This window comes from Natrinema zhouii, from assembly GCF_013456555.2.
Taxonomy (GTDB): Archaea; Halobacteriota; Halobacteria; order Halobacteriales; family Natrialbaceae; genus Natrinema; species Natrinema zhouii.
The window spans coordinates 1,979,692-2,002,060 of sequence record NZ_CP059154.1 but is presented as its reverse complement, the minus strand read 5'-3'; the positions used below and the strand labels follow the sequence as shown (position 1 = coordinate 2,002,060).

General features: G+C 64.7%; 23 protein-coding genes and 1 pseudogene. 15 read left to right on the top strand and 9 right to left on the bottom strand.

Going from position 1 to position 22,369, the window contains the following annotated elements; all coding sequences use genetic code 11:
* Positions 1 to 41: 41 nt before the first annotated feature.
* Positions 42 to 2,102, top strand: coding sequence for a MutS-related protein (locus HYG81_RS28600; RefSeq protein ID WP_180839507.1), 2,061 nt, complete (start codon positions 42 to 44; stop codon positions 2,100 to 2,102).
* Between the two features lie 92 nt (positions 2,103 to 2,194).
* Positions 2,195 to 2,362, top strand: coding sequence for a hypothetical protein (locus HYG81_RS28595; RefSeq protein WP_180839506.1), 168 nt, complete (start codon positions 2,195 to 2,197; stop codon positions 2,360 to 2,362).
* Between the two features lie 33 nt (positions 2,363 to 2,395).
* On the opposite strand, the gene HYG81_RS28590 is transcribed toward HYG81_RS28595, so the two are convergent.
* On the bottom strand, positions 2,396 to 2,719 hold the full coding sequence (locus tag HYG81_RS28590) for a hypothetical protein (protein WP_180839505.1): 324 nt from the start codon (positions 2,717 to 2,719) through the stop codon (positions 2,396 to 2,398).
* Positions 2,720 to 2,851: 132 nt separating this feature from the next.
* Here HYG81_RS28590 and HYG81_RS28585 point away from each other — a divergent pair, with 132 nt between their 5' ends.
* From HYG81_RS28585 to HYG81_RS28565, 5 genes are all read left to right on the top strand, one after another.
* Positions 2,852 to 3,982, top strand: coding sequence for an ORC1-type DNA replication protein (locus HYG81_RS28585; RefSeq protein WP_180839504.1), 1,131 nt, complete (start codon positions 2,852 to 2,854; stop codon positions 3,980 to 3,982).
* Positions 3,983 to 4,067: 85 nt separating this feature from the next.
* Positions 4,068 to 5,159 (top strand): saccharopine dehydrogenase family protein, encoded by a 1,092-nt coding sequence (locus HYG81_RS28580; RefSeq protein WP_180839503.1) that lies wholly within the window; start codon positions 4,068 to 4,070, stop codon positions 5,157 to 5,159.
* A gap of 108 nt (positions 5,160 to 5,267) precedes the next feature.
* Positions 5,268 to 6,044, top strand: a complete 777-nt coding sequence (locus HYG81_RS28575) for a TrkA C-terminal domain-containing protein (protein ID WP_180839502.1) — start codon at positions 5,268 to 5,270, stop codon at positions 6,042 to 6,044.
* A gap of 91 nt (positions 6,045 to 6,135) precedes the next feature.
* Positions 6,136 to 6,534, top strand: a complete 399-nt coding sequence (locus HYG81_RS28570) for a DUF2267 domain-containing protein (protein WP_180839501.1) — start codon at positions 6,136 to 6,138, stop codon at positions 6,532 to 6,534.
* A gap of 72 nt (positions 6,535 to 6,606) precedes the next feature.
* Positions 6,607 to 7,023, top strand: a complete 417-nt coding sequence (locus HYG81_RS28565; RefSeq protein ID WP_180839500.1) for a DUF2267 domain-containing protein — start codon at positions 6,607 to 6,609, stop codon at positions 7,021 to 7,023.
* Positions 7,024 to 7,098: 75 nt separating this feature from the next.
* On the opposite strand, the gene HYG81_RS28560 is transcribed toward HYG81_RS28565, so the two are convergent.
* Positions 7,099 to 7,368, bottom strand: a complete 270-nt coding sequence (locus HYG81_RS28560; RefSeq protein WP_180839499.1) for a DUF7553 family protein — start codon at positions 7,366 to 7,368, stop codon at positions 7,099 to 7,101.
* Between the two features lie 300 nt (positions 7,369 to 7,668).
* Between HYG81_RS28560 and uvrB the strand changes: the two genes are divergently transcribed.
* Positions 7,669 to 9,723, top strand: coding sequence for an excinuclease ABC subunit UvrB (gene uvrB, locus HYG81_RS28555; protein WP_180839498.1), 2,055 nt, complete (start codon positions 7,669 to 7,671; stop codon positions 9,721 to 9,723).
* A 475-nt stretch (positions 9,724 to 10,198) separates the two neighbouring features.
* The gene (locus tag HYG81_RS45760) at positions 10,199 to 10,399 is read left to right on the top strand and encodes a DUF7534 family protein (protein WP_425607509.1); all 201 of its coding nucleotides are present in this window, start codon (positions 10,199 to 10,201) and stop codon (positions 10,397 to 10,399) included.
* 336 nt (positions 10,400 to 10,735) lie between these two features.
* On the opposite strand, the gene HYG81_RS28550 is transcribed toward HYG81_RS45760, so the two are convergent.
* The 5 genes from HYG81_RS28550 to HYG81_RS28530 form a co-directional block, all read right to left on the bottom strand.
* On the bottom strand, positions 10,736 to 11,962 hold the full coding sequence (locus tag HYG81_RS28550) for a putative manganese transporter (RefSeq protein ID WP_180839497.1): 1,227 nt from the start codon (positions 11,960 to 11,962) through the stop codon (positions 10,736 to 10,738).
* Between the two features lie 226 nt (positions 11,963 to 12,188).
* On the bottom strand, positions 12,189 to 13,511 hold the full coding sequence (gene nrfD, locus HYG81_RS28545) for an NrfD/PsrC family molybdoenzyme membrane anchor subunit (protein ID WP_180839496.1): 1,323 nt from the start codon (positions 13,509 to 13,511) through the stop codon (positions 12,189 to 12,191).
* 167 nt (positions 13,512 to 13,678) lie between these two features.
* On the bottom strand, positions 13,679 to 14,161 hold the full coding sequence (locus HYG81_RS28540) for a GNAT family N-acetyltransferase (RefSeq protein ID WP_180839495.1): 483 nt from the start codon (positions 14,159 to 14,161) through the stop codon (positions 13,679 to 13,681).
* A 99-nt stretch (positions 14,162 to 14,260) separates the two neighbouring features.
* Positions 14,261 to 14,785: a GNAT family N-acetyltransferase gene (locus HYG81_RS28535; protein ID WP_180839494.1), complete on the bottom strand. Its 525-nt coding sequence runs from the start codon at positions 14,783 to 14,785 to the stop codon at positions 14,261 to 14,263.
* Positions 14,786 to 14,888: 103 nt separating this feature from the next.
* Positions 14,889 to 15,185, bottom strand: a complete 297-nt coding sequence (locus tag HYG81_RS28530; RefSeq protein WP_180839493.1) for an SUI1 family translation initiation factor — start codon at positions 15,183 to 15,185, stop codon at positions 14,889 to 14,891.
* A gap of 470 nt (positions 15,186 to 15,655) precedes the next feature.
* Between HYG81_RS28530 and HYG81_RS45755 the strand changes: the two genes are divergently transcribed.
* Positions 15,656 to 15,778, top strand: coding sequence for a HalOD1 output domain-containing protein (locus HYG81_RS45755; protein WP_425607547.1), 123 nt, complete (start codon positions 15,656 to 15,658; stop codon positions 15,776 to 15,778).
* A 100-nt stretch (positions 15,779 to 15,878) separates the two neighbouring features.
* Here the strand turns inward: HYG81_RS45755 and HYG81_RS28520 are convergent, their stop codons facing one another.
* Positions 15,879 to 17,636 (bottom strand): excinuclease ABC subunit C, encoded by a 1,758-nt coding sequence (locus HYG81_RS28520; RefSeq protein ID WP_180839491.1) that lies wholly within the window; start codon positions 17,634 to 17,636, stop codon positions 15,879 to 15,881.
* Positions 17,637 to 17,662: 26 nt separating this feature from the next.
* Positions 17,663 to 18,478 carry a hypothetical protein gene (locus HYG81_RS28515; RefSeq protein WP_180839490.1) on the bottom strand — a complete coding sequence of 272 codons (816 nt, stop codon included), beginning with the start codon at positions 18,476 to 18,478 and terminating at the stop codon, positions 17,663 to 17,665.
* A 148-nt stretch (positions 18,479 to 18,626) separates the two neighbouring features.
* On the opposite strand from HYG81_RS28515, the gene HYG81_RS28510 reads away from it, so the two are divergent.
* The 5 genes and pseudogenes from HYG81_RS28510 (at position 18,627) to HYG81_RS28490 (ending at position 22,272) form a co-directional block, all read left to right on the top strand.
* Entirely contained in the window at positions 18,627 to 18,896 is a 270-nt protein-coding gene (locus tag HYG81_RS28510; RefSeq protein WP_180839489.1) for a DUF7967 family protein, read from the top strand.
* A 120-nt stretch (positions 18,897 to 19,016) separates the two neighbouring features.
* Complete coding sequence (locus tag HYG81_RS28505; protein ID WP_180839488.1) at positions 19,017 to 19,949, top strand: ABC transporter ATP-binding protein; 933 nt, start codon at positions 19,017 to 19,019, stop codon at positions 19,947 to 19,949.
* A complete protein-coding gene (locus tag HYG81_RS28500; protein ID WP_180839487.1) occupies positions 19,946 to 20,920 on the top strand; it encodes an ABC transporter permease in 975 nt (324 codons plus the stop codon). The genes HYG81_RS28505 and HYG81_RS28500 overlap by 4 nt, the downstream gene beginning before the upstream one ends.
* Positions 20,921 to 21,046: 126 nt before the next feature.
* A pseudogene (locus HYG81_RS28495) lies at positions 21,047 to 22,029 on the top strand (ArsA family ATPase).
* A gap of 57 nt (positions 22,030 to 22,086) precedes the next feature.
* The gene (locus HYG81_RS28490) at positions 22,087 to 22,272 is read left to right on the top strand and encodes a multidrug transporter (RefSeq protein WP_180839486.1); all 186 of its coding nucleotides are present in this window, start codon (positions 22,087 to 22,089) and stop codon (positions 22,270 to 22,272) included.
* The last annotated feature ends 97 nt before the right edge of the window (positions 22,273 to 22,369 follow it).

Here is a 22,369-nt window from a genome sequence, read left to right as displayed (position 1 = left end):
GAACTTTTTCCTCGCTCCGGTTTGTTACACCGCTCGAGAACATGGACCTCGAGTCGATTCCGGGCGTCGGCGAGAAGACTGCCCGAGCGCTGTCCGCGCTCGACGATCCCGAGCGCGCGCTCCGGACGGGCGACGTGGAAGCGATCGCGACCGCACCGGGGATCTCCCAGGGGCGGGCCGCCCGCATCGCGCGCGGTGCGATCCGGCTCGAGCACGACGATCCCGGCGGGTTCCTCGCGACCGACCGTGCCCGCGAGGTCTACCGCGAACTCCTCGGACTGCTCGAGGAGCGCACGGTCACCGACTACGCCGCCCGGCGACTCGAGACGATCTATCCGAGCCCGCGGCGCTCGCGCATCGAGGAGGTGCAGGAATTCGCCCACGAGGCCCTCGAGCGCGACCCCGATCCCGCGGTGCTCGACGCGCTCGAGGGGGTACAACCCCTCCGGGAGCCGGGTGACGTACGGGTCCGCGAACGCTGTCTGGCGACGACCGATGCCGAGCGCTACAGTGAGGCGCGCGAGGCGATCCCGGAACTCTCCGTCGAGATCGTCGAGGACGCACAGGGGCTGGCCGAACTCGCCCGAGGGTACGCGACGGTAATCGCCCTCGACGACTCCTTCGCCGGCGTCACGCTCGAGGGTGACGTGCAGGTCCGGCCCGACGCCCTCGAGAACCCGGCCGAGGTCGTCCCCGAGCGGCCGCTGGCGTTCTTCGCGCGCAACCGAGATCGGCTGCAGGCGGCCGTCGAGGTCCACCGCGCCGCCGATCTCGAGCCGCCCTGTGAGCTCGCGGCCCTCGAGGACGGCCTCTCGCGGCTCGACGAGGATGGCACGGTCGCGGGCGACGACGAACTCGATCGGCTGACGACGGCGGTCGACGATCTCGACGCGGCGGCGAGCGCGGCCGAAAGCGTCGCCAACGACCACCTTCGGGAGGCGATCCGCGAACAGGACGTGACGATCGAGGGCTCGGACCTGCTCTCGCTGGTCGAGCGCGGGGCCGGCGTCGACTCCCTGCTCTCGCGGGAACTCGCGGACGAGTACGCCGCGGCGGTCGAGGCGGCCCGCGACCACCTCGTCGACGCGCTGGACCTCGATCAGGGGGAGAGCGAAATCGCGCGCCGCGCCTTCAGCGACGAACCGACGTTTCCGGTCGAGCGCGACGAGGACGTCATCAGTCGGCTGCGCGAGGAGTTGACGGCGGCCAAGGAGCGCCGCGCGGGCAAACTCAAACGCGAACTGGCGGCCGATCTGGCCGATCAGCGCGACGGTGCCCGCCGGCTCGTCCGAGACGCGCTCGAGTTAGACGTCGAACTCGCGATCGCGCGGTTCGCCGAGGAGTACGAGTGTGTGATGCCCGAATTCGCTGAGCCGTCCGATCTCGAGGGTGCGAGCGACGACGCCGTCGGATTCGCGATCGAGGGCGGCCGCTCGCCCCTGCTCGACGAACCGCTCGAGCGAATCGATCCCGTCAACTACGAGGTTTCGGGCGTCGCCCTGCTCTCGGGGGTCAACAGCGGCGGGAAGACCTCCATGCTGGACCTGGTCGCGAGCGTCGTCGTGCTGGCCCATATGGGGCTCCCCGTTCCCGCCGAGCGCGTGCGCTTGCGGCGGTTCGACGACCTGCACTACCACGCGAAGACCCAGGGAACGCTCGACGCCGGGGCCTTCGAATCCACCGTCCGGGAGTTCGCCGATCTCGCCGAGGGCGGCGAGGGATCGCTGGTGCTGGTCGACGAACTCGAGAGCATCACCGAACCCGGCGCGTCGGCGAAGATCATCGCCGGCATCCTCGAGGCGCTCTCCGAGAACGGCGCGACGGCGGTGTTCGTCTCGCATCTGGCGGACGAGATCCGCGAGATGGCCGAGTTCGCGGTGACCGTCGACGGGATCGAAGCCGTCGGGCTCGTAGACGGCGAACTCGAGGTGAACCGGTCGCCGGTTAAGGATCACCTGGCGCGGTCGACCCCGGAGCTGATCGTCGAGAAACTGGCCGGGGAGAGCCGGGATACGGAGATTGCGGCCAACGGCGGTGCGCCGGACGGTACGGCGGACTCGAAGCCGCTGTTTTACGATCGGTTGCTGGAGAAGTTCGAGTAGTCGATCCCCGCTCTCGAGTCGGTGTTAGTCGCCATACTACGCCGGGCTTTGCAAGTGTAATGTTGAGGACTGCGCGCTTCCTCTGTCAACTTGTGCCATATCAATTTCGGTGTCCGAGGGAGCGGTGCTGTTTCGAGCTGCGCTGTGACGCCGACCACGAGGCGGCGCGACTCGCGCGAGCCCACGCCCGCGTCGCTCACTGTGATCGAATCGCCCCGGCGGACCTCGATCGGTGGCTCGAGCGGATCGAGGCCGCCTGAATTGTTTCGTCGTTCCCGTCGGTCCCGCTTACGCTACTGCTCGTGCCACTCCCGGAGCTGCTGCTGGCCCCACGTCTCGTCCTCGTCGCTCGAGTCGCCGATGAGTTCCCTGAGCGAGTCAGCGCCCTCTTCCTCGAGGAATGCGGCGAGTTCGTCGACGTACGTCGCGATCGCCTCGAGCGTCTCCTCGTCTTGCAGTGCGAACGATTCGATCAGGGAATCCGGCATCTCGTCGGGCGCTACGTACGTGTCCCGCCGGGCGTAGTCGGCGACTCCACGCAGGGTCTCGGGGGAGAGGTCGTTGAACTTCTCGAACAGGAAGTCTGGAATCGCATCCGAGGGCTCCGGTGGCCTCATCTCTGTCACCGTAATCGATATAATGAATATTAATTCTTGTGACTGTGTGAAACAGTAACAGGTATCACGGCCGTTCGAACGCGGAATCGTGCCACCGAACCATTAAGACGCTGCGGAAGCAGGGTGAAAGTGATGGTGGACGACCCCGAGGAGGGGATGTTGTCGTGGGACGAATCCGTGTTCAAGAACGAGCACGTCTTCGAGATCGACTACGTCCCCGAGACGTTCAAGCACCGCGAGGGCCAGACCCAGAGCCTGACGTACGCGCTGCGCCCCGCGGTGCGGGGGTCGCGACCGCTGAACGTCGTGGTTCGGGGGCCGCCCGGGACGGGAAAGACGACTGCGATCCAGAAGCTGTTCGACGAGGTAGGTGCCCAGACGAGCGAGGTCCGGACGATCCGGGTCAACTGTCAGGTCAACGCGACCCGCTACTCGGTGTTCTCCCGGCTGTTCGAGGGCACGTTCGACTACGAACCGCCCTCCTCGGGCATCTCCTTCAAGAAGCTGTTCGGCCAGATCGCCGAGAAACTCGTCGAGGAGGACCGGGTACTGGTCGTGGCGCTCGACGACATCAACTACCTCTTCTACGAGAACGAAGCGTCGGATACGCTCTACTCGCTGTTGCGAGCCCACGAGGAGTATCCCGGCGCGAAGATCGGCGTCGTCGTGGTCTCCTCCGATCCCGCGCTAGACGTCATCGACGAACTCGACTCCCGAGTCCAGAGCGTCTTCCGCCCGGAAGACGTCTACTTCCCGGTCTACGACCAGCCCGAGATCGTCGACATCCTCGAGGAGCGCGTCACCCGCGGCTTCCACGACGACGTCATCGGCCGGGAGACCCTGGAGTACGTCGCCGAACTCACGGCCGAGAGCGGCGATCTTCGCGTCGGAATCGACCTCCTGCGGCGGGCGGGGCTCAACGCCGAGATGCGGGGCAGCCGTCACGTCGAGCGCCAGGACGTCGAAGACGCCTACGAAAAGTCCAAGTACATCAACCTCTCGCGTTCGCTGTCGGGACTGACCGACACCGAACGGGCGCTGCTCGAGGTGATCGCCGAACACGACGGTGACCAGGCGGGCGAGGTCTACGAGGTCTTCCACGACCGAACCGAACTCGGCTACACGCGCTACTCCGAGATCGTCAACAAACTCGACCAGCTCGGCCTGATCGACGCCGACTACGCGGACGTCGACGGCCGCGGCCGCTCGAGATCGCTCTCGCTGACCTACGAGAAAGAGGCGGTCCTCGATCGGCTCGAGTGATCCCGTGCGGAATCCATTTCGATCTCGTCGGCCACGATAGTAATGCCGGCCCGCCGCTTACCCACCGAGAGCGCCTACTCGAGGTATGGCCTCACTTCTGATTTACGGCTCGTACGGCTACGTCGGAAATTTGATCGCCCGCGAGGCGATCGACCGCGGACTGGATCCGATGCTCGCCGGCCGTGACCACGATCAGCTCCGCGAGCAGGTCGACGACCTCGGGCAATCGGGTCGGCGATTCGACCTCGAGGACCCCGAAATCGTCGCAGACGCGCTCGAGGACGTCGACTGCGTCCTGAACTGCGCCGGTCCGTTCTCGAACACCGCCGACGCGCTCGTCGAGGGCTGTCTGCGGAGCGAAACGGACTACGTCGATATCACGGGTGAGATCCCCGTCATCGAGTCGATCGAAGACCGGGACGAAGCGGCGATCGACGCCGGTGTGACGCTCCTGCCGGCCGCCGCGCTCTCGACGGTTCCGATGGACTGTCTCGCCGCCCACCTCGTCGAGCGGCTCCCCGAGGCGACCGACCTCGCGCTGGGCGTCGACTCGTTCCGGGTGCCGTCGATCGGGACCGTGCGGACGGTACTCGAGGGGGCCGACACCGGCGGGGCCGTTCGTCGCGACGGCCACGTTGAGAGCGTTCCGACGGCGTGGCGAACCCGCGAAATCGACTTCGGTCGCGGAACCCGGCCGGCCGTCACGATGCCGATGGGTGACATCTCGACAGCCCACTACACGACCGGCGTCCCGAACGTCGAGATGTACGCGGTGATGCCCCAGCCCGCTCGACTGGCGCTCGAATCGCATCGCTACCTCGAACCGCTGTTCGAGTCGAAGCTGGTTCGACGGACGCTGAAGGGAGTGGCCGGAATCCGTGACGGTCCGTCCGAACGGGCCCGCGAACGCGGCTCGGCGTACATCTGGGGTGAGGCCAGCACTGACGACGGCGAACGCGTCGTCTCCCGACTGCGGACGCCGGACCCGTACGTCGTCACCACCGACGGAGCCGTGACGGTCGCCGAACGAGTGCTCGCGGGCGACGCCGAGGACGGGTTTCAGACGCCCGCCGGCGCCTTCGGTCCCGAATTCGTCTTCGAACTCGACGGCGTCGACGGCTTCTTCGACGAGTCGACGCCGGACGAGACGTCACCGGTGAGTCCGCTGCTCCAGTGAGGGACGACGCTCGATCCTCGAGATCGGGTTTGGGACGCTCTCGTTGACTGGCTTGAATAAGCCAGCACTGGATACAAACGACCGTTCTGCCCTACTTCCCGGAGACGAATGTACGCGCTCGTCTCCCTGATCATCATTATCTCGCTGTCGATGCTCGTCGTTCGAGTGGGCACCGTCGCGCTGACGATGACCGGGCTCTCGACGGAGGTCGCCTCCTTCCAGTCGCTGTCGGCCTACTCAGGGGCCGGGTTCACGACCGACGAGGCCGAGGAGATCACGGCGTATCCGAGCCGCCGTCGAACGGTCAAGATGCTCATGCGGCTGGGCAACGTCGGGCTCGTCACGACGATCGCCTCGCTGGTCATCTCCTTCGCCGATCCGGTGACGCGGCTCCGGCGACTGGGTATCCTCGTCGTCGTCTGTTTCCTTCTGCTCGCGCTCGCTCGCAGCACGTGGTTCAACGACCTGCTCACGCCCGTCATCAAACTGGGGCTGTCGCAGTCCGCGCGGTTCCAGCTCCGCGACTACACTGGCCTCCTGAATCTCGATCGGGAGTACTGCGTCGCCGATTTCGCCGTCGACGAGGACGAGTGGGTGGCCGGCGAGCGCCTCGGCGACCTCGAGTTGCGCTCGGCGGAGGGAGTGACGGTTCTCGGCATCGAGCGGGAAGGTGGTACGTACATCGGCGCGCCGTCAGGCGAACACAGAATCCACGCCGGCGATCAGGTCATCGCGTACGGGCAGGAAGAACGGCTGCGGGAACTGGCCGATCGCGGCAAGGGCGACGACGCGGCTCACGAAGCGGCCAAGCGAGCCCACGACCGCCAGCTTGACCGCGAGCGCGACATCGATCCGAAGCGGCCACTGTCCGCGATTCGAGAGTGACCCGTCGCTGCCTCGCTGTCGCGGTTGCCCCGTCCCCGCTGCCGGCAGTCGCCGGCCAAGTCCCAAGGGCAGGCTCCGTTCAACGACCGGTATGGAGCGCAACGATTTCTACCGATCCGTCGAACAGCAGGCGAATCTCGGAGACGAAGCCGACGCTCGAGACGCGACGCAGGCGGTGCTGTCCGCCCTCGGCGAGCGGCTGGACGACACCCGTTCGCAGCGTCTCGACGGCGACCTGCCCGCTGAGATCGGCGACCACCTCGCCGAGGGGCCGTCGGGCCGAGCGCTCTCCGCCGACGAGTTCCGCTCGCGCGTCGCGGAGCGAACCGACCGCACCGACGGGCGCGATCCGGACCAGCTCTCGCGGGCCGTCGTCGGGGCGCTGCTCGAACACGTCGACGAGGACGAAGCCGACGGGCTGCGCGAGCGACTCGAGGAGTTCGGCTACGACGAAATCGTCCCCGAGTCCGGCCCCGGTGCCGAACGCTAACGACTCGACGGCGGCGCGAACCCGGCAGTTGCCGCCCGAACCGTGAGGGGCTGAGCCGGCGTGACCTCGGCTATGGAACGAGCGGAACTGCTCGAGCGAGTGAGCGACCGAACCGCTGCTGATGAACAATCGGCGACCGACGTCACGCGAGCGGTCCTCGAGACGTTGGGCGAACGACTGAGCGAGGACGAGGCCGAGGATCTGGCCGCACAGTTGCCGGGAGAGCTGAGCCGGCACCTCACCGAGGGTGAGTCGGGTCGCCGCTTCTCCGAGGAGGAGTTCGTCTCGCGAGTCGACCAGCGCATGGACACCGTCGACGTTCCCGGACAGGAGGCGTCAACGGCCGTGTTGGGGACGCTCCTCGAGGCGGTCGACGAGAGCGAGCGCGCGGCGGTCGTCGACCAGTTCGAACAGTACGGCTTCGAGGAGTTGCTCGCGGAGACGGACGCGGACGTCGACGTCGGGGATCGAACGCCGGGAGAATACTGACCGTCGCGGTTTCGTTCGTCGGGTTCGCTCGTCGATTCCGATTTCGTTCGGCGATTTCGTCCGTTGGATTCGCTCTCAGGCCTGATCGAGGGTCTCGCGATAGTCTTCGGTCGTCTCGATGGCCGACTCGAGCTTGTCTTTCGTATTGCCGTCCGCCTGCTCGCGGACCTGGCGGAGCGTATTGAGCCGTTCGTCGAGGACGGCGTGATCGGGTTCGGTATCGCTCATCACGTAGTCGGCGAACGCGTCCGTGGTCTCGCGGATGTCCTCGCGGACGTCGTCGCTGTCCGCCGACTTCGCAGCCTCTTCGAGATCGTCGCGGGCCTGCTGGAGTTGTTCAGTCATACGTGAATTCAGTACGAGCCGATGCATAACGGTTGGGCGAGCAGTGGCCACGTTCGGCTGCAGTCGGGGCGCTGTTCGGCTGCGACCCGGGCGCTGTTCGAGGTCCGCACTTCCGGTTTCGAGTCGCTCGATTTCAGTACGAACGACCCACTGCTGCCGGCTAGCTGATCGAGCGACGCGGCCGGGACTGAACGGGCCTTTCGTCGCGTTCAGAGTCGTCACAGATACTCGAGCGTCCTCTCTCACCGCCGCGATCACAGATGCGAGCGCGTAAAGTGGCTCGAACCCCTGACTCCGATAATGAGTGACGCGCAAGGTCCCCTTCAGCCGGACCGTCCGAACGTCGATCACCCGTTTCGGGTCGATGCGCCCTTCGAGCCCGCGGGCGACCAGTCCGAAGCGATCGAGCAGTTAGTCGACGGGTTCCAGTCCGGAATGGACAAACAGACCCTGCTCGGGGTGACCGGCTCCGGAAAAACGAACACCGTCTCGTGGGTCGCCGAGGAGATCCAGAAACCGACGCTGGTAATCGCCCACAACAAGACGCTGGCGGCCCAGCTCTACGAGGAGTTTCGAAATCTCTTCCCGGACAACGCCGTCGAGTACTTCGTCTCCTACTACGACTACTACCAGCCCGAGGCCTACGTCGAGCAGAGCGACACCTACATCGACAAGGACGCCTCGGTCAACGACGAAATCGACCGCCTGCGCCACTCCGCCACGCGGTCGCTGCTGACCCGCGAGGACGTCATCGTCGTTGCGAGCGTCTCCGCGATTTACGGCCTCGGTGACCCGCGCAACTACATCGATATGTCGTTGCGACTCGAGGTCGGCGAGGAGATCGGCCGCGACGAACTCCTCAAACGCTTGGTGGACCTGAACTACGAACGCAACGACGTCGACTTCACGCAGGGCACCTTCCGGGTGCGGGGCGACACCGTCGAGATCTACCCGATGTACGGCCGGTACGCGGTGCGCGTCGAACTCTGGGGCGACGAGATCGACCGCATGGTCAAGGTCGATCCGCTCGAGGGGAAAACCCAGGGCGACCAGCAGGCGGTGCTCGTCCACCCCGCAGAGCACTACTCGATTCCGGAGACCACACTCGAGGATGCGATGGACGAGATCCGCGACGATCTGGATTCACGCATTTCCTACTTCGAGCGGAAGGGTGACATGATCGCCGCCCAGCGCATCGAAGAACGGACGAGCTTCGACCTCGAGATGATGCAGGAGACGGGCTACTGTTCGGGGATCGAGAACTACTCGTTGTACCTCTCGGATCGCGAGTCGGGCGAGGCTCCCTACACCCTCATGGACTACTTCCCCGATGACTTCCTGACCGTGGTCGACGAGTCCCACGTCACCCTCCCACAGATTCGCGGGCAGTTCGCCGGCGACAAGTCCCGGAAGGACTCGCTGGTCGAGAACGGCTTTCGGCTGCCGACGGCCTACGACAACCGGCCGCTCACCTTCGAGGAGTTCGAGGAGAAGACCGATCAGACCCTCTACGTGAGCGCCACGCCCAGCGATTACGAGCGCGAGGAGAGCGAGCAGATCGTCGAACAGATCGTTCGCCCCACCCATCTCGTCGACCCGGCGATCGAGGTCTCCGACGCCACAGGGCAGGTCGACGATCTGATGGACCGCATCGACGAGCGGATCGAGCGCGATGAGCGCACGCTCGTGACGACGCTGACCAAACGGATGGCCGAGGACCTCACCGAGTACCTCGAGGAATCCGGCGTCGACGTGGCCTACATGCACGACGAGACCGACACGCTCGAGCGCCACGAGATCATCCGCTCGCTGCGATTGGGAGAGATCGACGTGCTCGTCGGGATCAACCTCCTGCGGGAGGGACTGGACATCCCCGAGGTCTCGCTAGTGGCGATTCTGGATGCCGACCAGGAGGGATTCCTGCGCTCCGAGACGACGCTCGTCCAGACGATGGGCCGAGCGGCCCGGAACGTCAACGGCGAGGTCGTCCTCTACGCCGACGAGCCCTCGAACGCCATGGAGTCCGCGATCGAAGAGACCCAGCGCCGCCGCGAGATCCAGCGGGAGTACAACCAGAAACACGACCTCGAGCCCACGACGATCGAGAAGGAGGTCAGCGAGACCAACCTGCCCGGAAGCAAGACCGACACCAGCGAGGTCTCCGGCCGGGAGATCGAGGGCGAAGACGACGCGGCGCGGTACGTCGACGAACTCGAGGAGCGGATGGAGGAAGCGGCGGGGAACCTCGAGTTCGAACTGGCGGCTGATATTCGCGACCGGATTCGAGAAGTGCGCGAGGAGTTCGAACTCGAGGGCAGTGACGAGGGGATCGCGCCGCCGACCGAGGAGTTCTGAACGAAACTCTGTCAGCGCACGGTCGTCGAGTCGTCGGACTTCCGTGTGGGAATCGAGGCCGACGGGGTTATTCCTGGCCTCGAGTCGCTCGCGTTAGCAGTAGATAGTATCACGGTTTCTTTACTCAGAAGAACCCGTGAAACTCGCGACAAGTACAGGTGAAGACGTTACCGGATGAGCATCTGCGAACGAAGTGAGCAGTTCACCGCCGAAGCGGGTGAAGTCCGCGGAGGCGGCCTTTTTAGCGTAGATTTTTGCAAGCGGTTCGAGCGACCGAAGGGAGCGAGATCGTTCAAAACGGCAGAGCCGTTTTGCGATGCGAGAAATCTCCGATTTCTCAGCAACCCGCAGCAAAAAGGTACGTTTGCACACGTAGTTGCCATTCAGTACAGGGCACTCAGGCGACCGTTCTTCCGCTGTGATGGAAGAATGAGAGACCCACAAGAAATATGTTTGATTACATAAATTCTTAATTATGGACTATACGGCGTTTGGTGAACTTTTACTCACACTATTTATAGCGAATATGCTTGCGTTCATGCTTGTAGCGATAGTATCTCCTCCTGACCCGTTCACGCAAATTTTCTACTATTTACCATTAGCACCAGTTATGGTGGTTATTTCGTATCTCCTTGTCTATAGAGGCGGGTTCAATTACATCAAAGCCAGAATCTAATACTGGACAATATGCAGCTATAGTTGCCGAATTAGCCGTTTCAGTTCCTCACTCAATCCTCATTAAAGAAATCGTATTACCAACTACTGCTAGAGGGAATGCTGGAAGCCGCGGTGAGCGTTCTGCTATCGCGGCAACACGGGATTTCCACACCCTCCCCAACCGATTCGTTCGCTCACGGGTCGTCCCTCCCCGTTCGCTCACTCATCCCTCGCGCAGTGTCATCGGCTGTCTTCGCTAGCGCTCAGCCAGCCGTCAGCGCGCGCCACCGCATATTGGTCCCTCGGTCTGGAGTAGTACAGAGCATGTTTGTGACTGGCCGCTACCCGTAGCCAGTCACAGCACGCCGAATCCGAACTCCGCCATCCCGAAGACGGGGCCCCACAGGAAGTGGAGCGCGACGCCGACGACCACGGCGGGCAGGAAGTTGTAGATCGTCGCGACGATGGCGGCCCTGGCGTCGACGGCCAGTAGCGGGAACAGGGCGTCGCCGTCCTGGGCGATCGCGTTGGCGCTCAGCGCCGAGAACGGTAAGCCCCCCTCGGCGTAGACGCTCGCGAGCAGGATCTGGGGGCCACAGCCGGGGATCAGCCCGACGACCGCGCCGCCGATCGGTGCCAGCACGCCTGCCGCCGCGGCGAGGGTCGCGATGTTCGCCCCGCTGAAGAGGACGAAATATTCGTAGACGAGAAAGGCCACGAGCACCCAGACGGTGACGAAACTGGTCTCCATCGCCGCGTGGGTGAGCGTGTCGTAGACAGAGCCGAAGGAGTCTCGAGCCCGCGCGATTTCTCCCTCGCCGACGTAGTGGCGGCCAACGGCGTAGAGGTACAGCGACAGGACCGCGCCGACGATGCCGACGACGGTGAACAGCCCGTCGAAGCTGAGGCCGAGCGCCAGTGCGACTTCGGGGCCGCCGCGGAGCAGGTAGAGGCTTCCGAAGATGAGTCCCGAGATGGCGGCTCCCCACCACAGAACGTGCGCGAGATGAGAGAGTGGGGTAAGTACTCGAGAGTGGCGATCCGGTCCCGTCTCGTGGGCGTGAGTGGGAGCCGGGCCGCCGTAATCGTGGGTGGGGTTGGGTCCGACGCCGCCGTTGACTACGGTCCCGCCGTCCGGCGTCGCGGCGGGCGACAGTTGTGCGACGGCGGCGTCGACCCGCGAGACGCCCAGTCCGACCTCGTCGACGAGGTAGCCGGTCGCGACGCTCGCCGCGAAGGCGATGGCGTAGGCGTAGAGCGCGGCTTCGGGTGCGAGCGCGAGGATGACGAACGCCGAGTCGCCCGCGGTCGCACCGAGGGTCGCGACGACGGTCCCGAAGCTGACCGTCCCGCGGACGTACAGCGGCATGACGACGATCGCGCCGCCACAGCCGGGGGTCAGCCCCAGCAGCCCGCCGAACAGCACTTGCAGTCGCTCGTTTCCCTCTATCGCACCGATGACGGCCCCGTCGGTCGCGTACTGGAGCAGGCCGAAGGCCAGCACCGTCACCGCGACGAACGCGCTCACCTGGACGTAGCCGTCCCGAAGCGAGACGAGGAGGACCTCCAGCAGTTCGTTCATGTCACCTCACTCGAGGATTGGGTTCGGATGGCCCAAGGATTAGACATCTCTAAAAACAGGTTTAGCACCATTGGCTAAATAGTTACTGGTGGCTCGTGCCAGTTCGCCGCTCACGTGGTCGACGGACTCGTTCACGGCAGCCTCCCCGTGTTACGGTTGCCTCCCGTCGTCCGTATTCTCACGAGAGGAAAGGCGCGCTGTCCCGCTCGTGATCGTCACTCAGTTCCTACTCGTTCTCGTGGTCGTCGCGCAGGTGTTCGATCGCGTGGAGTTCGACCACGGGGAAGATCTTCGCGACGGTGAGGAAGAACAGACAGACCATGCCGATCGTCCCGAGGATCGACGCGATCTCGATCAGGCTCGGCACGTAAACGCCCGGCACCGCCTCGTAGATGTCGAACGTCGGGTGCAGGAACCCCTCGACGACGAACAGCACTTTCTCGAGGATCGTCGCGGTGAGGACGGCGAGGCCGGAGATGACGGCTCGTCGCTTGCTGAACAGCGTCGGCCGGAGCGTCTGGGCGAAGATGTACGACAGCGTCAGGAAGACCAGCGACATCGAAGTGATGTAGATCGGGTTGGTGGCCCTGGCCAGGGCCGCGACGGTCAGGTCGACAGGTGCAGTGAACAGCCCGGTGATGTTCTGTTGGAGCTGCAGCCACAGGAAGAGCAGGCAGAAGAAGCCGAGCCAGAGGAGCAGTCCGCGGAAGATGTCGTCGGTGAAGATGTGGTCCCAGTCGTAGGCGTAGCGGAACGAATAGGCGAGGATGATCACGCCGCTGATGGCGGACGTGAGCGCGATGGTGAGGAACTGCGGCCCCTGCACGCCGCCGAACCAGGTCGGATAGTTCGGCAACACGGCGAACAGCCACGGGATCACGCCGCCGTGGAGCAGGAGCGGGGCCATGATGATAATCGCGAGCGCGAGCCACCAGACCATGCGCTGGACGATCGCGTCTTCCTTCTCCGTGTAACCGAGCGTCATCAGTCGGTAAATCGGATCGAGGCGATCCGGCAACTGCTCGCGCAATCGGCTCACGTCGTAGCGGAGGGTGAGCGCGAGGTAGGTCGCGGTCAGTACGAAGTAGGCCGTGATGACGGTCACGTCCCACACCAGCGGCGAGGCGTGGACCGTGACGTGGTAGTGGCCGATGACGCTTGTGACCATCCGGTCGGGTCGGCCGAGGTGGACGATGATGTAAAAGCCCGCCGCGGACAGCCCGGCGAGAGTCAGCAATTCGGCGAGTCGTGCGACTGGCATATAGCGGTCCATCCCGAGGAGCCTGACCGCCGCCGAGAGGATGATCCCGCCGTGAGCGATGCCGACCCACCAGATGAACGCGCCGATGTAGATCCCCCACGTGGCGCCGCCGCCGCTCCCCCAGTCACCCAATGCAGTGACGGACAGGCCCTGCTGTAGCTGGTAGGCCCAGCCGACGAGGAAGGCCAGAAATGCCAGCCCCGCTACGGCTACCATCACGAAGTACGTCGTCGAGGTCGTTCCGATCGGCCGCAGAATATCGGCCTCGCTCGGCGTTTTCGTCCCCATCGTGCTACGGTGGACCACACCAGCGGATCACTTGCGTCCGTGCGGTGCATTTGCAAGGTCTCCAGTCAGCTCCTCGAGTGCCCCGTTCGAACGACAATCTCGCCATCGAAATCGTCAACCGCGAGTGAGACGATGGCCGATTTCTACTCTATTGCTTCGCCGTCGCGCTACAGTTCGAGCGTGTAGACCACTTCCCGTCGCTGCTCGCCGCCGATTTCGACCTCGTCTTCGTCGGTGGGCTCGAATCCGTGAGTCTCGTAGAACTCCCGGCCGCCCTCGTTCGAGGCGAGATCGATCGCGCGCATCCGTTCCATGTTGAAGTCTCGAAGGTCCTCGCGCAGCCGCTCGTACAGCGCGGTGCCGATCCCCTCACCCTGCCGGTCGGGATGGACGGACAGTCGCAGCACGTCGCCCTCGTCTTCGGTGACGACGCCGTGCGTGAAGCCGACGATCTCACCGTCCCGTTCCGCGACGAGAAACGCGGTACCGGGTTTCGACAACGCCGTCTCGAGGGCCTCGTCGCCGTACCACTCGTCGATGGTCCGATCGATCGTCTCCGGCTCGAGTTCGTCGTACGTCTCGTGCCACGTCTCTCGGGCGACGGTCCTGATCCGCTCGCGGTCGTCCCGTCTCGCTGGTCTGATCTCCATACCGTGTGTAACGACACCGAGTACCAAAGTGATTACACCGTCTCACTCAGGTGGTGTCGAGAGACAGCGATTGTAGGTGAATTCCGCGACAGTCAGCGACTACAATTCGAGCGTGTAGACGGCTTCGGGGTAGAGCTCGCCGTCGATCTCGACTTCGCCTTCGTCGGTCTGCTCGAACCCGAGTCCTTCGTAGAACGCGCGGCTGGTGTCGTTGAACGCGAAGTCGAACGAGCGGACCCGTTCAGCGTCGCGGGACTCGAGTTCCGTCATCAGCCGTTCGTGGAGGTCCGATCCGATCCCCTCGCCCTGATAGTCGGGGTGCACGTACATCCGGAGGATGTCGGCCGTTTCACCCTGTGCAACCGCGTGGGTGAAGCCGACGAGGTCGCCGTCGCGTTCGTCGGACTCCGTCCGACTCCCATCCGCGGACCGTCGCTCCGCGCGCTCGGCGACGAGAACGACCGTCCCGGGGGCCTCGAGCGGCATCGAGTCGTCGGTGTACCAGTTGTCGACGGTCCGGTCGATCATGTCGGCCTCGAGTTCGTCGTACGTTTCGTGCCAAGTATCGCGGGCTACGGCGGTAATTGCTTCGAAATCGTCGGGCGTCGCGGATCGGACGTTCATACATCATTATTGAAGGTGAGACATAAATAACTCGTTGGAATGCGTTCACCGGACCGAGCGGCTATCGCGTAATTTCTCGCCGGAACGACAGGGAACCGCTCGTTCAGTCGCGAACGTCGAACCCTCGGTCCCGAAGCAGGTCCGGGACGCGGTCCCGGTGATCGCCCTGCAGTTCGATGCGCCCGTCGTCGACCGTTCCGCCCGTCCCGAGCGAACTCTTCAGGTCCGAAGCGGTCGATTCGATCTCCGACTGCGTGAGGTCGAAGCCCTCGATGATCGTCACCGGTTTGTCGTATCGTCGGCTCTCCGTCCGCAGCGACAGTACTTGCTGGGACGTCTCGAGGTCGCCCTGACTGTCGAGTTCGTCGAGCAGGTCGTCGAGGTCGTCGTTGTCTGCCATATCCTCACATGGACTGTGCGCGAGGATAGCCCTGTCCTTGCCTTCGCAACGGTCGACGGCTCGAGGGGCTAACACTCGATGTCGGTCCGGTCGTAGCACGCTCTCTCAGCCCCGGCAGTACGATATCTGCCAGTCGGCAGGCAGCATCGATGCTCCCGACTCGAGTCCGTTACTGTCTCCTCGTCTGGTACGGCCGTCATGGCCCTCGCCGTCGCTCAAAGGGTTAACTCAGATACTCACACTCTACATGGCTTGGGAGTAGGCTAAAATCTCCGGCCAGGTCGTATCCGATGAATGCATCGAGACCGCTCTCATCATGAACGGACGGACATCGATGACGACTTATCGATTCTGGTCGCGGAACATGCAAACGAATCGACGACGGCAGCGATACTCCGCGGTATTGCTGCGATGAAGGAGTCCCTGAACGCGAACTCGAGACGTTGTACGAGACGATCGAACCGACCGCGATGGAACAGTTACTAGAGCATTCGAACGGCCACGATCGTGACGTGACCATCGAGTTCACGTACGAGGGATATCTCGTCCGTGTCCGTAGTGGCGGAGAGATCCGAATAGTGGCCGACGCATAGGTGTTAGACGGAGACAGCACGAAACGGGAATGGGGTTTCGGCAGAAACACTCCGCTCCGTAAACGAACATCTCACACGAAAGACCGCGCTTGAGCGGCTCTCAGAGCCTCGATCTGATGGTCTCGGCGGTCTTCTTGCCGATCCCCTCGACGCTCCGGAGGTCCTCGAGGCTCGCCTCGCGAACGTTTTCGACGCTGCCGAAGCGGCCGAGCAGCTGTTTTCGGGTTTCGGGACCGACCCCCTGCACGTCGTCGAGCACCGTCTTGACCTCGTCACGGATAGTCTGGTGGTACTGTACGGCAAAGCGGTGGGCCTCGTCGCGCACGCGCTGGAGGAGATGCAGGTGCGGCGCGTCGCTCGGCCACGAGAACGTTCGGTGGGGGGTGACGACGTGTTCCTCGGCCTTCGCCAGCGCGACCGCCGGCACGTCCCAGCCGACCGCCTCGAGGGCGTCTCGGGCGGCCTCGAGCTGTCCCTCCCCGCCGTCGATCAGTAACAGATCGGGATCCGGACGGTCGTCGCGGTCCTCGACGGCGCGACTGGCGCGCCACTCGAGCAGGGCTCGCATGTTGTCGTAATCGTCGTTCTGGTCAGTGAGCTTCTTCCGCCGGTAATCCGCTTTCTCGGCGCTGCCGTCGACGAAGGTGACGTTGCTGCCGACTGCCGCTTTCCCCTGGGCGTGGCTCACGTCGAAGCCCTCGATTCGCCGGGCCGAATCGATCTCGAGGGCGTCCGCGAGCATCCCGCACTCGTCGCGCCGCCCCACGTTTCGTCGGGCGTTCTTCAGCGCGAGTTCGACGAGTTTGGCCTCCCGGCCCGCACCCGGGACGCGGACGGAGACCCCCTCGGCCTCGAGCCAGGCCGCGACCTCGTCGTCGTCGTGGCGTTCGGGCAGGAGCAGGGCGTCCGGAAGCTCACGTTCGGCGTAGTACTGGACGATGAACGCCGCCAGCACGCTCGGCACGCCGTCAGCCTCGCCGTCGGCGTCGACCCCCGCGGAGCCGGGTGCCTCGAGCGTGTGTCGGTCCCGGTCGATCAGCTTGCCGTGCTCCGCGCGCAGTCGGGCGACGGTCGCGTCCTCGCCCTCGATGGCGACGCCGAGGACGTCGACGCCCCGCTCGTCGCCGACCGACTGGACCGCCTCGCCGCCCTCGCCGTGGAAGGCCGCGACGGTCTCGAGTCGGTCCCGCAGGTTCGCCGCGCGCTCGAAGTTCTGCGATTCCGCGGCGGCCTCCATCTCCCGGCGGAGCGGGTCCGCGAGGATCCCGGTCTCGCCCTCGAGGAAGCGCTCGACGGCAGTGACGTCCTGGGCGTAGCTCTCGAGGTCGATCTCCCGGGTGCAGGGCGCGGTACAGAGCCCCATCTCGTAGTCCAGACACGGCCGGTCGCGACCCGCGTACTTGTGGTCCGAGCAGCCCCGCACGCCGTACGTTTCCCGCAGCGCTTTCACGACCGTCTCGACCTGCGTCTTGCTGGTGTAGGGGCCGAAGACGGTCGCGGACTCGTCGGGATCGCGCGTGATTTCGATCCGCGGCGCGTTGTGGGCCGTCAGCTGAACCATCGGATACGACTTGTCGTCCTTAAGCCGGACGTTGTAGCGGGGCTGGTGGCGCTTGATCAGGTTCGCCTCGAGCAGCAGTGCCTGCGTCTCGGTGTCGGTGACGGCGATCTCGATCCCGTCGGCGCGATCGACCATTCGGCGGATCCGCGCGCTGCGGGGGTCGGCGTAGGACCGGACCCGACTGCGCAGATCGACCGCTTTCCCGACGTACAGGGTCGTTTCGCCCTCGCGGAACTGGTAGACGCCGGGCTCTCTGGGCAACGACCCGGCACGCTCGCGAACCACGTCGGCGTTCATCGACTGCCCTACGGAGTCAGGAGGTTTCAGCCTGACTCCTCGTCCCCGAGCCACTCCGCGCCGGGACGGTCAGTTCGACTCTGGTCGTCGTGGTCGGTATGTCCGTCCCGCAACCGTTCGTCTTCGGTGCGCTCGCCCCGTCGCTGTTCGTCATCGGTGCGTTCGTCCCGTCGCCGTTCGCTACGACCGCCTTCGGCACCGGTGCTTTCCTCGAGCGTCAATGCCGGTGTGGATTCCGGCCGAATCGCAGTCTCGATGTCGGCGATCAGGCCGGCCTCGAGATCGGCCTTGCTAACGGGAACCTCGAGAGCGTCCTCGCCGCGCACCCGGAGGACGAGCCGGCGCGAACGCGAGCGGACGTAGCGCCAGCCGAAGGCGGCGGCGATGGCCAGTGCGGCGACGCCGCTCAGGAGAACGCCCCAGTCGAGTCCCAGGAGGGCCGTTTCGGTCGCCGACAGCGCGGCGTCGACGAGGTTTGCGATGGCGTTCGATCCCGGGAGTGAGCCGGTGTCCCGAAACCCGAACGATGGCGCGAAATCGACGAACCTGACGGTCCTCGCCATCTCGAGCAGTCCGACGCCGACGAAGGCGGCGACGATTCCCCAGCAGAGCTGCCCGAGCCGGTCGTCCGTTTCGACGCTCACGGTTCCGACGTTTGGCCGCTCGGCGTGGCGAAACTCCGGCCCGTCCGCGTCCGGGACGAACGTCATGACGCGACGGTTCGTGACGACAACCGTCGCCCGCTCGAGGTCGACGCGTCGTTCGACGGTCTCTCCGTCGTCGCACAGCTGGTCGGCGTGCTCGCTCCACTGCGCGATGCGCTCGCTTCGGGTCTCGGTCATCGGTGATCGTCGTCATCTCTCCAACGTCGACCCCCAAGTACGGCGGGGCTCGTTCGCGCGAGTAGGGCGCGCCTTCGAGACGGATCCGACGTGACGGGACGGGTCCGACTCGGTACTTTCTCAATGCTCGACCGGTAATTAGCCACGTATGAGTGACTCGACGGTTCAGTGCTGGCTCGTCGAACGAACGTTCGACGACCGCAACCTCGTGACGATCGTCTACGCGACGCCCGACGGCTCTCGCTACCAGCAGCGGGAACGGTCCTCGACGTCGCTCCAAAGCGGCACACCGGTTACCGCGGCCACGGAGATTCCGGAGGACGAACTCGAGCCGGTGTCCGACGAGGAAACCCGCGAGCGCTACGCCACGGAAGTCGAACGGACCGCCGATCAGTACGATCCCGACGATCCGATCTAGGGGCCGACTAGCCGTTTCATTCGAGACGCCGATATCGGCTCATAACGTCCTCATACCGTTGAATACAACTGTAATGGCGATGTCACAAACCTTATCGGGCAACGCTACGACCACTCTGTCATGCCCGCTATCACAGTCGACGACCTGACCAAATCCTTCGGTCAGACCGTCGCACTCGAAGACCTCTCCTTCCAGGTCGAAGAGGGCGAGGTGTTCGGATTCCTCGGTCCCAACGGTGCCGGGAAGTCGACGACGATCAACATCATTCTCGATTTCGCCCGCCCGACGGCGGGCGAGGTGAGCGTTCTCGGAATGGACGCCCAGCGCTACAGCCGGGACATCCGGCAGCGAACCGGGGTCCTCCCCGAGGGCGTCGAACTGTACGACCGCCTGACCGCTCGCCAGCACCTCGAGTTCGCGATCGACTCGAAGAACGCCAATGACGACCCCGAAGCGCTGCTCGAGCGGGTCGACCTGGCCGACGCGATCGACAGAAAGGCCGGCGGCTACTCGAAGGGGATGGCCCAGCGGCTCATGCTCGCGATGGCGCTGGTCGGCGAGCCCGATCTGCTGATCCTCGACGAGCCCTCGACCGGGCTCGACCCCAACGGGGCCCGCGAGATGCGCGACATCGTCCGCGAGGAGAACGAACGGGGCGCGACCGTCTTCTTCTCGAGTCACATCATGGAGCAGGTCGAGGCGGTCTGCGACCGCGTCGGCATCCTCCGGGAGGGCGAGATGGTCGCCATCGACTCCGTCGAGGGACTGCGCGACTCCGTCGAAGGCGGGACGACGCTCCGCGTCACCGTCGATCGGATCGACGACGACGCGCTGCAGGCGGTCCGCTCGCTGCCCGACGTCAGTAGCGCCTCCGTTCAGGGGCAGAACCCGCCGACGATCGTCGTCGCCGTCGACGGCTCCAAGACGGCCGTCCTCTCCGCGCTCGAGGATCGCGGCATCGAGATTCAGGACTTCGAGACGACCGAAGCGTCGCTCGAGGACGTCTTCCAGTCATACACGACCGACGCCGGGACGGGGGTGCACGCGCGATGAGCACCGATACGGGCACCGAAACGGGATCCGTGGATTCGGGCGGATCGACCTCGAGTTCGATCAACCTCGAGAGCGTCCGCGCGGTCGCGAAGAAGGACTTTCAGGACGCGGTTCGCTCGTGGCTGTTCTGGGGCCTGAGTTTCTTCTTCTTCCTGCTGCTGGTCGGTATCACGGGTGCGCTCGCGTACTTCGGTGAGGATATCGCAGCGCAAGGAGCGACGACCAATATGCTCGTGTCGTTGGCCAGTGAGATCACGCGACTTGTAATTCCGCTGATCGCGCTAGTGCTCGGCTGGAAATCGATCGCCGGCGAGCGCGAGAGCGGGAGCATCAAGGTTATGCTCTCGCTCCCCCACTCCCGGAAGGACGTCCTGCTCGGGAAACTGATCGGTCGATCGGCTGTCCTCTCGCTCTCGTTGATCGTCGGATTCGTCCTCGCCGCCGCCGTCGTCGCCGCGTTGCTCGGTAGCTTCGACGTCGTGGACTACGTCGGCCTCCTCGCGATGTCGATCATCTACGGCGTGGCGTACACGAGTATCGCCGTCTCCCTCTCGTCCCTGACTCGCTCGACGACGATCGCCGGTGCCGCGATGTTCAGCATCTTTCTCCTGTTCTACGTCATCTGGAACAGTCTATCGGGGGTGTTCGGGCTGCTGGCGGATCGAGATATTCTCTTCTTCGATACCGTGAACTACACCACTGAAGTTCAGGGACGGGAAATGCAAGTCGAACGCCTCCCGGACTGGGCGTACTTCATTATCAATCTCGATCCCGGCGAAGCATTTAGACGCGTCCTGACACTGGTCACCGATGTCGACTCGATCCAGATGCAGGCCCAGTTGAACGAGGAAATGTTCGGCGGCGAACTACCGTTTTTCCTCCAGGACTGGTTCTCCTTTATCATCCTGCTGGCCTGGATCGTCGTCCCGCTCGCGATCGCGCTCTGGCGGTTCGATCGCGTCGACCTGTGAACTGACGCGCGACTGCCTCTCTCCTGCGTTTCACGCGCGAGTCCCGACCGCAAGTCCGACCGCCAGCGATGACACTCCGCCGATCGTGGCAATCGATTTAGGGCTCCTCCGTCCGTATGCGACCCCGTGACCGACTGCATCTGCTACGGCGGCAAGGGCGGCGTCGGCAAGACGACCTGCGCGGCGGCCACCGGGCTCTCGCTGGCCGCCGCGGGTCGGCGGACGCTCGTCGTCTCCACCGATCCGGCCCACTCGCTCGCCGACTCGCTCGAGGTCGATATCGGATCGGAGCCGGCCGAACTCGAGGTACCCACTCTACTCGAGGGGGCCGAGACGTCCGCGACGCTCGAGTCCGACGCCGACCGATCGGGGAGCCTGTGGGCCGTCGAGATCGATCCCGAAACGCAGCGAGAGCGCTGGCGGCGGACCTGCGCAGCGCCGGGATCAGCCTCTCTGACGCGGAGGTCGAGGAACTCTTCGCCGGCGGCGCGCCGGCCGGCAGCGACGAGATCGCGGCGCTCGATTTGCTGGTCGAGTACGTCGACTCCGGCGAGTGGGACGTCGTCGTCTTCGACACCGCGCCGACGGGCCACACCCTGCGGCTGTTCGACATGCCCGGAACCATGGGACGCGCGCTCGAGACGGCCCAGTCGCTTCGCGGGCAGGCGAAGCGGATCGGCAACGCCGCGCGGACGGCGGTTCTCGGACCGATGTCGATGCTCGGCGGGCAGCACGATGACGAAGAAGAGAGCCTCGCGGCGTTTCAGGCCCGCCTCGAGCGCGCTCGCGACCTGCTCACCGATCCCGAGCGGACCGAGTTCCGCGTCGTCCTGATTCCGGAGGCGATGGCCATCGCGGAGTCCGAACGGCTCGTCGCACGGCTTCGCGAGGCGGGGGTATCGGTCGAGCGACTGGTGGTGAATCGAGTGCTCGAGGACCTCCACGAGGGCTGTCCGCGCTGTGAGTCGCGACAGGCGCGCCACGAGGAACGGCTCGCCGAAATCCGCGAGGCGTTTCCGGGACTCGAGGTAGTGACGCTGCCCGACCTCGAGGGGGAAGTGCAGGGCGGGGAGTCGCTGGCGGTGATCGCCGAGCGACTGCCGACCTGAGCGATCACAGCGGGTTTCGCCACTACATTTATGATGTCTGATGTGATACAATCTATCATGGCACTCTCGCTCGGTCGGAACTCGTCTCCGCTCGTCACGGCGATCGGCGCGGCCGTCGCGCTCGTGGCCATCGTCGGCACGCAGGTGCTGGGCTGGGAGTGGGGTTCCGGACAGCTCGTCCCGACGATTATCGGCGTTGTCGTTGCCGTGATTGCAGTCTTCGTAATGCTCACTCGTCGGTAATCAACCAGCCATCATCGATATTTTCGTCGTCTCTCTGTAGCCATTCCATTCGAATCACGTGTTCTGCTCCTGCTGGCAGCACGGAGAAGCCACACCC

Coding starts and splice junctions, on each gene's coding strand:
- HYG81_RS28600 (WP_180839507.1), top strand. CDS start 42: ATGGACCTCGAGTCGATTCCGGGCGTCGGCGAGAAGACTGCCCGAGCG.
- HYG81_RS28590 (WP_180839505.1), bottom strand. CDS start 2,719: ATGAGGCCACCGGAGCCCTCGGATGCGATTCCAGACTTCCTGTTCGAG.
- HYG81_RS28585 (WP_180839504.1), top strand. CDS start 2,852: ATGGTGGACGACCCCGAGGAGGGGATGTTGTCGTGGGACGAATCCGTG.
- HYG81_RS28580 (WP_180839503.1), top strand. CDS start 4,068: ATGGCCTCACTTCTGATTTACGGCTCGTACGGCTACGTCGGAAATTTG.
- HYG81_RS28575 (WP_180839502.1), top strand. CDS start 5,268: ATGTACGCGCTCGTCTCCCTGATCATCATTATCTCGCTGTCGATGCTC.
- HYG81_RS28570 (WP_180839501.1), top strand. CDS start 6,136: ATGGAGCGCAACGATTTCTACCGATCCGTCGAACAGCAGGCGAATCTC.
- HYG81_RS28565 (WP_180839500.1), top strand. CDS start 6,607: ATGGAACGAGCGGAACTGCTCGAGCGAGTGAGCGACCGAACCGCTGCT.
- HYG81_RS28560 (WP_180839499.1), bottom strand. CDS start 7,368: ATGACTGAACAACTCCAGCAGGCCCGCGACGATCTCGAAGAGGCTGCG.
- uvrB (WP_180839498.1), top strand. CDS start 7,669: ATGAGTGACGCGCAAGGTCCCCTTCAGCCGGACCGTCCGAACGTCGAT.
- HYG81_RS45760 (WP_425607509.1), top strand. CDS start 10,199: ATGGACTATACGGCGTTTGGTGAACTTTTACTCACACTATTTATAGCG.
- HYG81_RS28550 (WP_180839497.1), bottom strand. CDS start 11,962: ATGAACGAACTGCTGGAGGTCCTCCTCGTCTCGCTTCGGGACGGCTAC.
- nrfD (WP_180839496.1), bottom strand. CDS start 13,511: ATGGGGACGAAAACGCCGAGCGAGGCCGATATTCTGCGGCCGATCGGA.
- HYG81_RS28540 (WP_180839495.1), bottom strand. CDS start 14,161: ATGGAGATCAGACCAGCGAGACGGGACGACCGCGAGCGGATCAGGACC.
- HYG81_RS28535 (WP_180839494.1), bottom strand. CDS start 14,785: ATGAACGTCCGATCCGCGACGCCCGACGATTTCGAAGCAATTACCGCC.
- HYG81_RS28530 (WP_180839493.1), bottom strand. CDS start 15,185: ATGGCAGACAACGACGACCTCGACGACCTGCTCGACGAACTCGACAGT.
- HYG81_RS45755 (WP_425607547.1), top strand. CDS start 15,656: ATGGAACAGTTACTAGAGCATTCGAACGGCCACGATCGTGACGTGACC.
- HYG81_RS28520 (WP_180839491.1), bottom strand. CDS start 17,636: ATGAACGCCGACGTGGTTCGCGAGCGTGCCGGGTCGTTGCCCAGAGAG.
- HYG81_RS28515 (WP_180839490.1), bottom strand. CDS start 18,478: ATGACCGAGACCCGAAGCGAGCGCATCGCGCAGTGGAGCGAGCACGCC.
- HYG81_RS28510 (WP_180839489.1), top strand. CDS start 18,627: ATGAGTGACTCGACGGTTCAGTGCTGGCTCGTCGAACGAACGTTCGAC.
- HYG81_RS28505 (WP_180839488.1), top strand. CDS start 19,017: ATGCCCGCTATCACAGTCGACGACCTGACCAAATCCTTCGGTCAGACC.
- HYG81_RS28500 (WP_180839487.1), top strand. CDS start 19,946: ATGAGCACCGATACGGGCACCGAAACGGGATCCGTGGATTCGGGCGGA.
- HYG81_RS28490 (WP_180839486.1), top strand. CDS start 22,087: ATGGCACTCTCGCTCGGTCGGAACTCGTCTCCGCTCGTCACGGCGATC.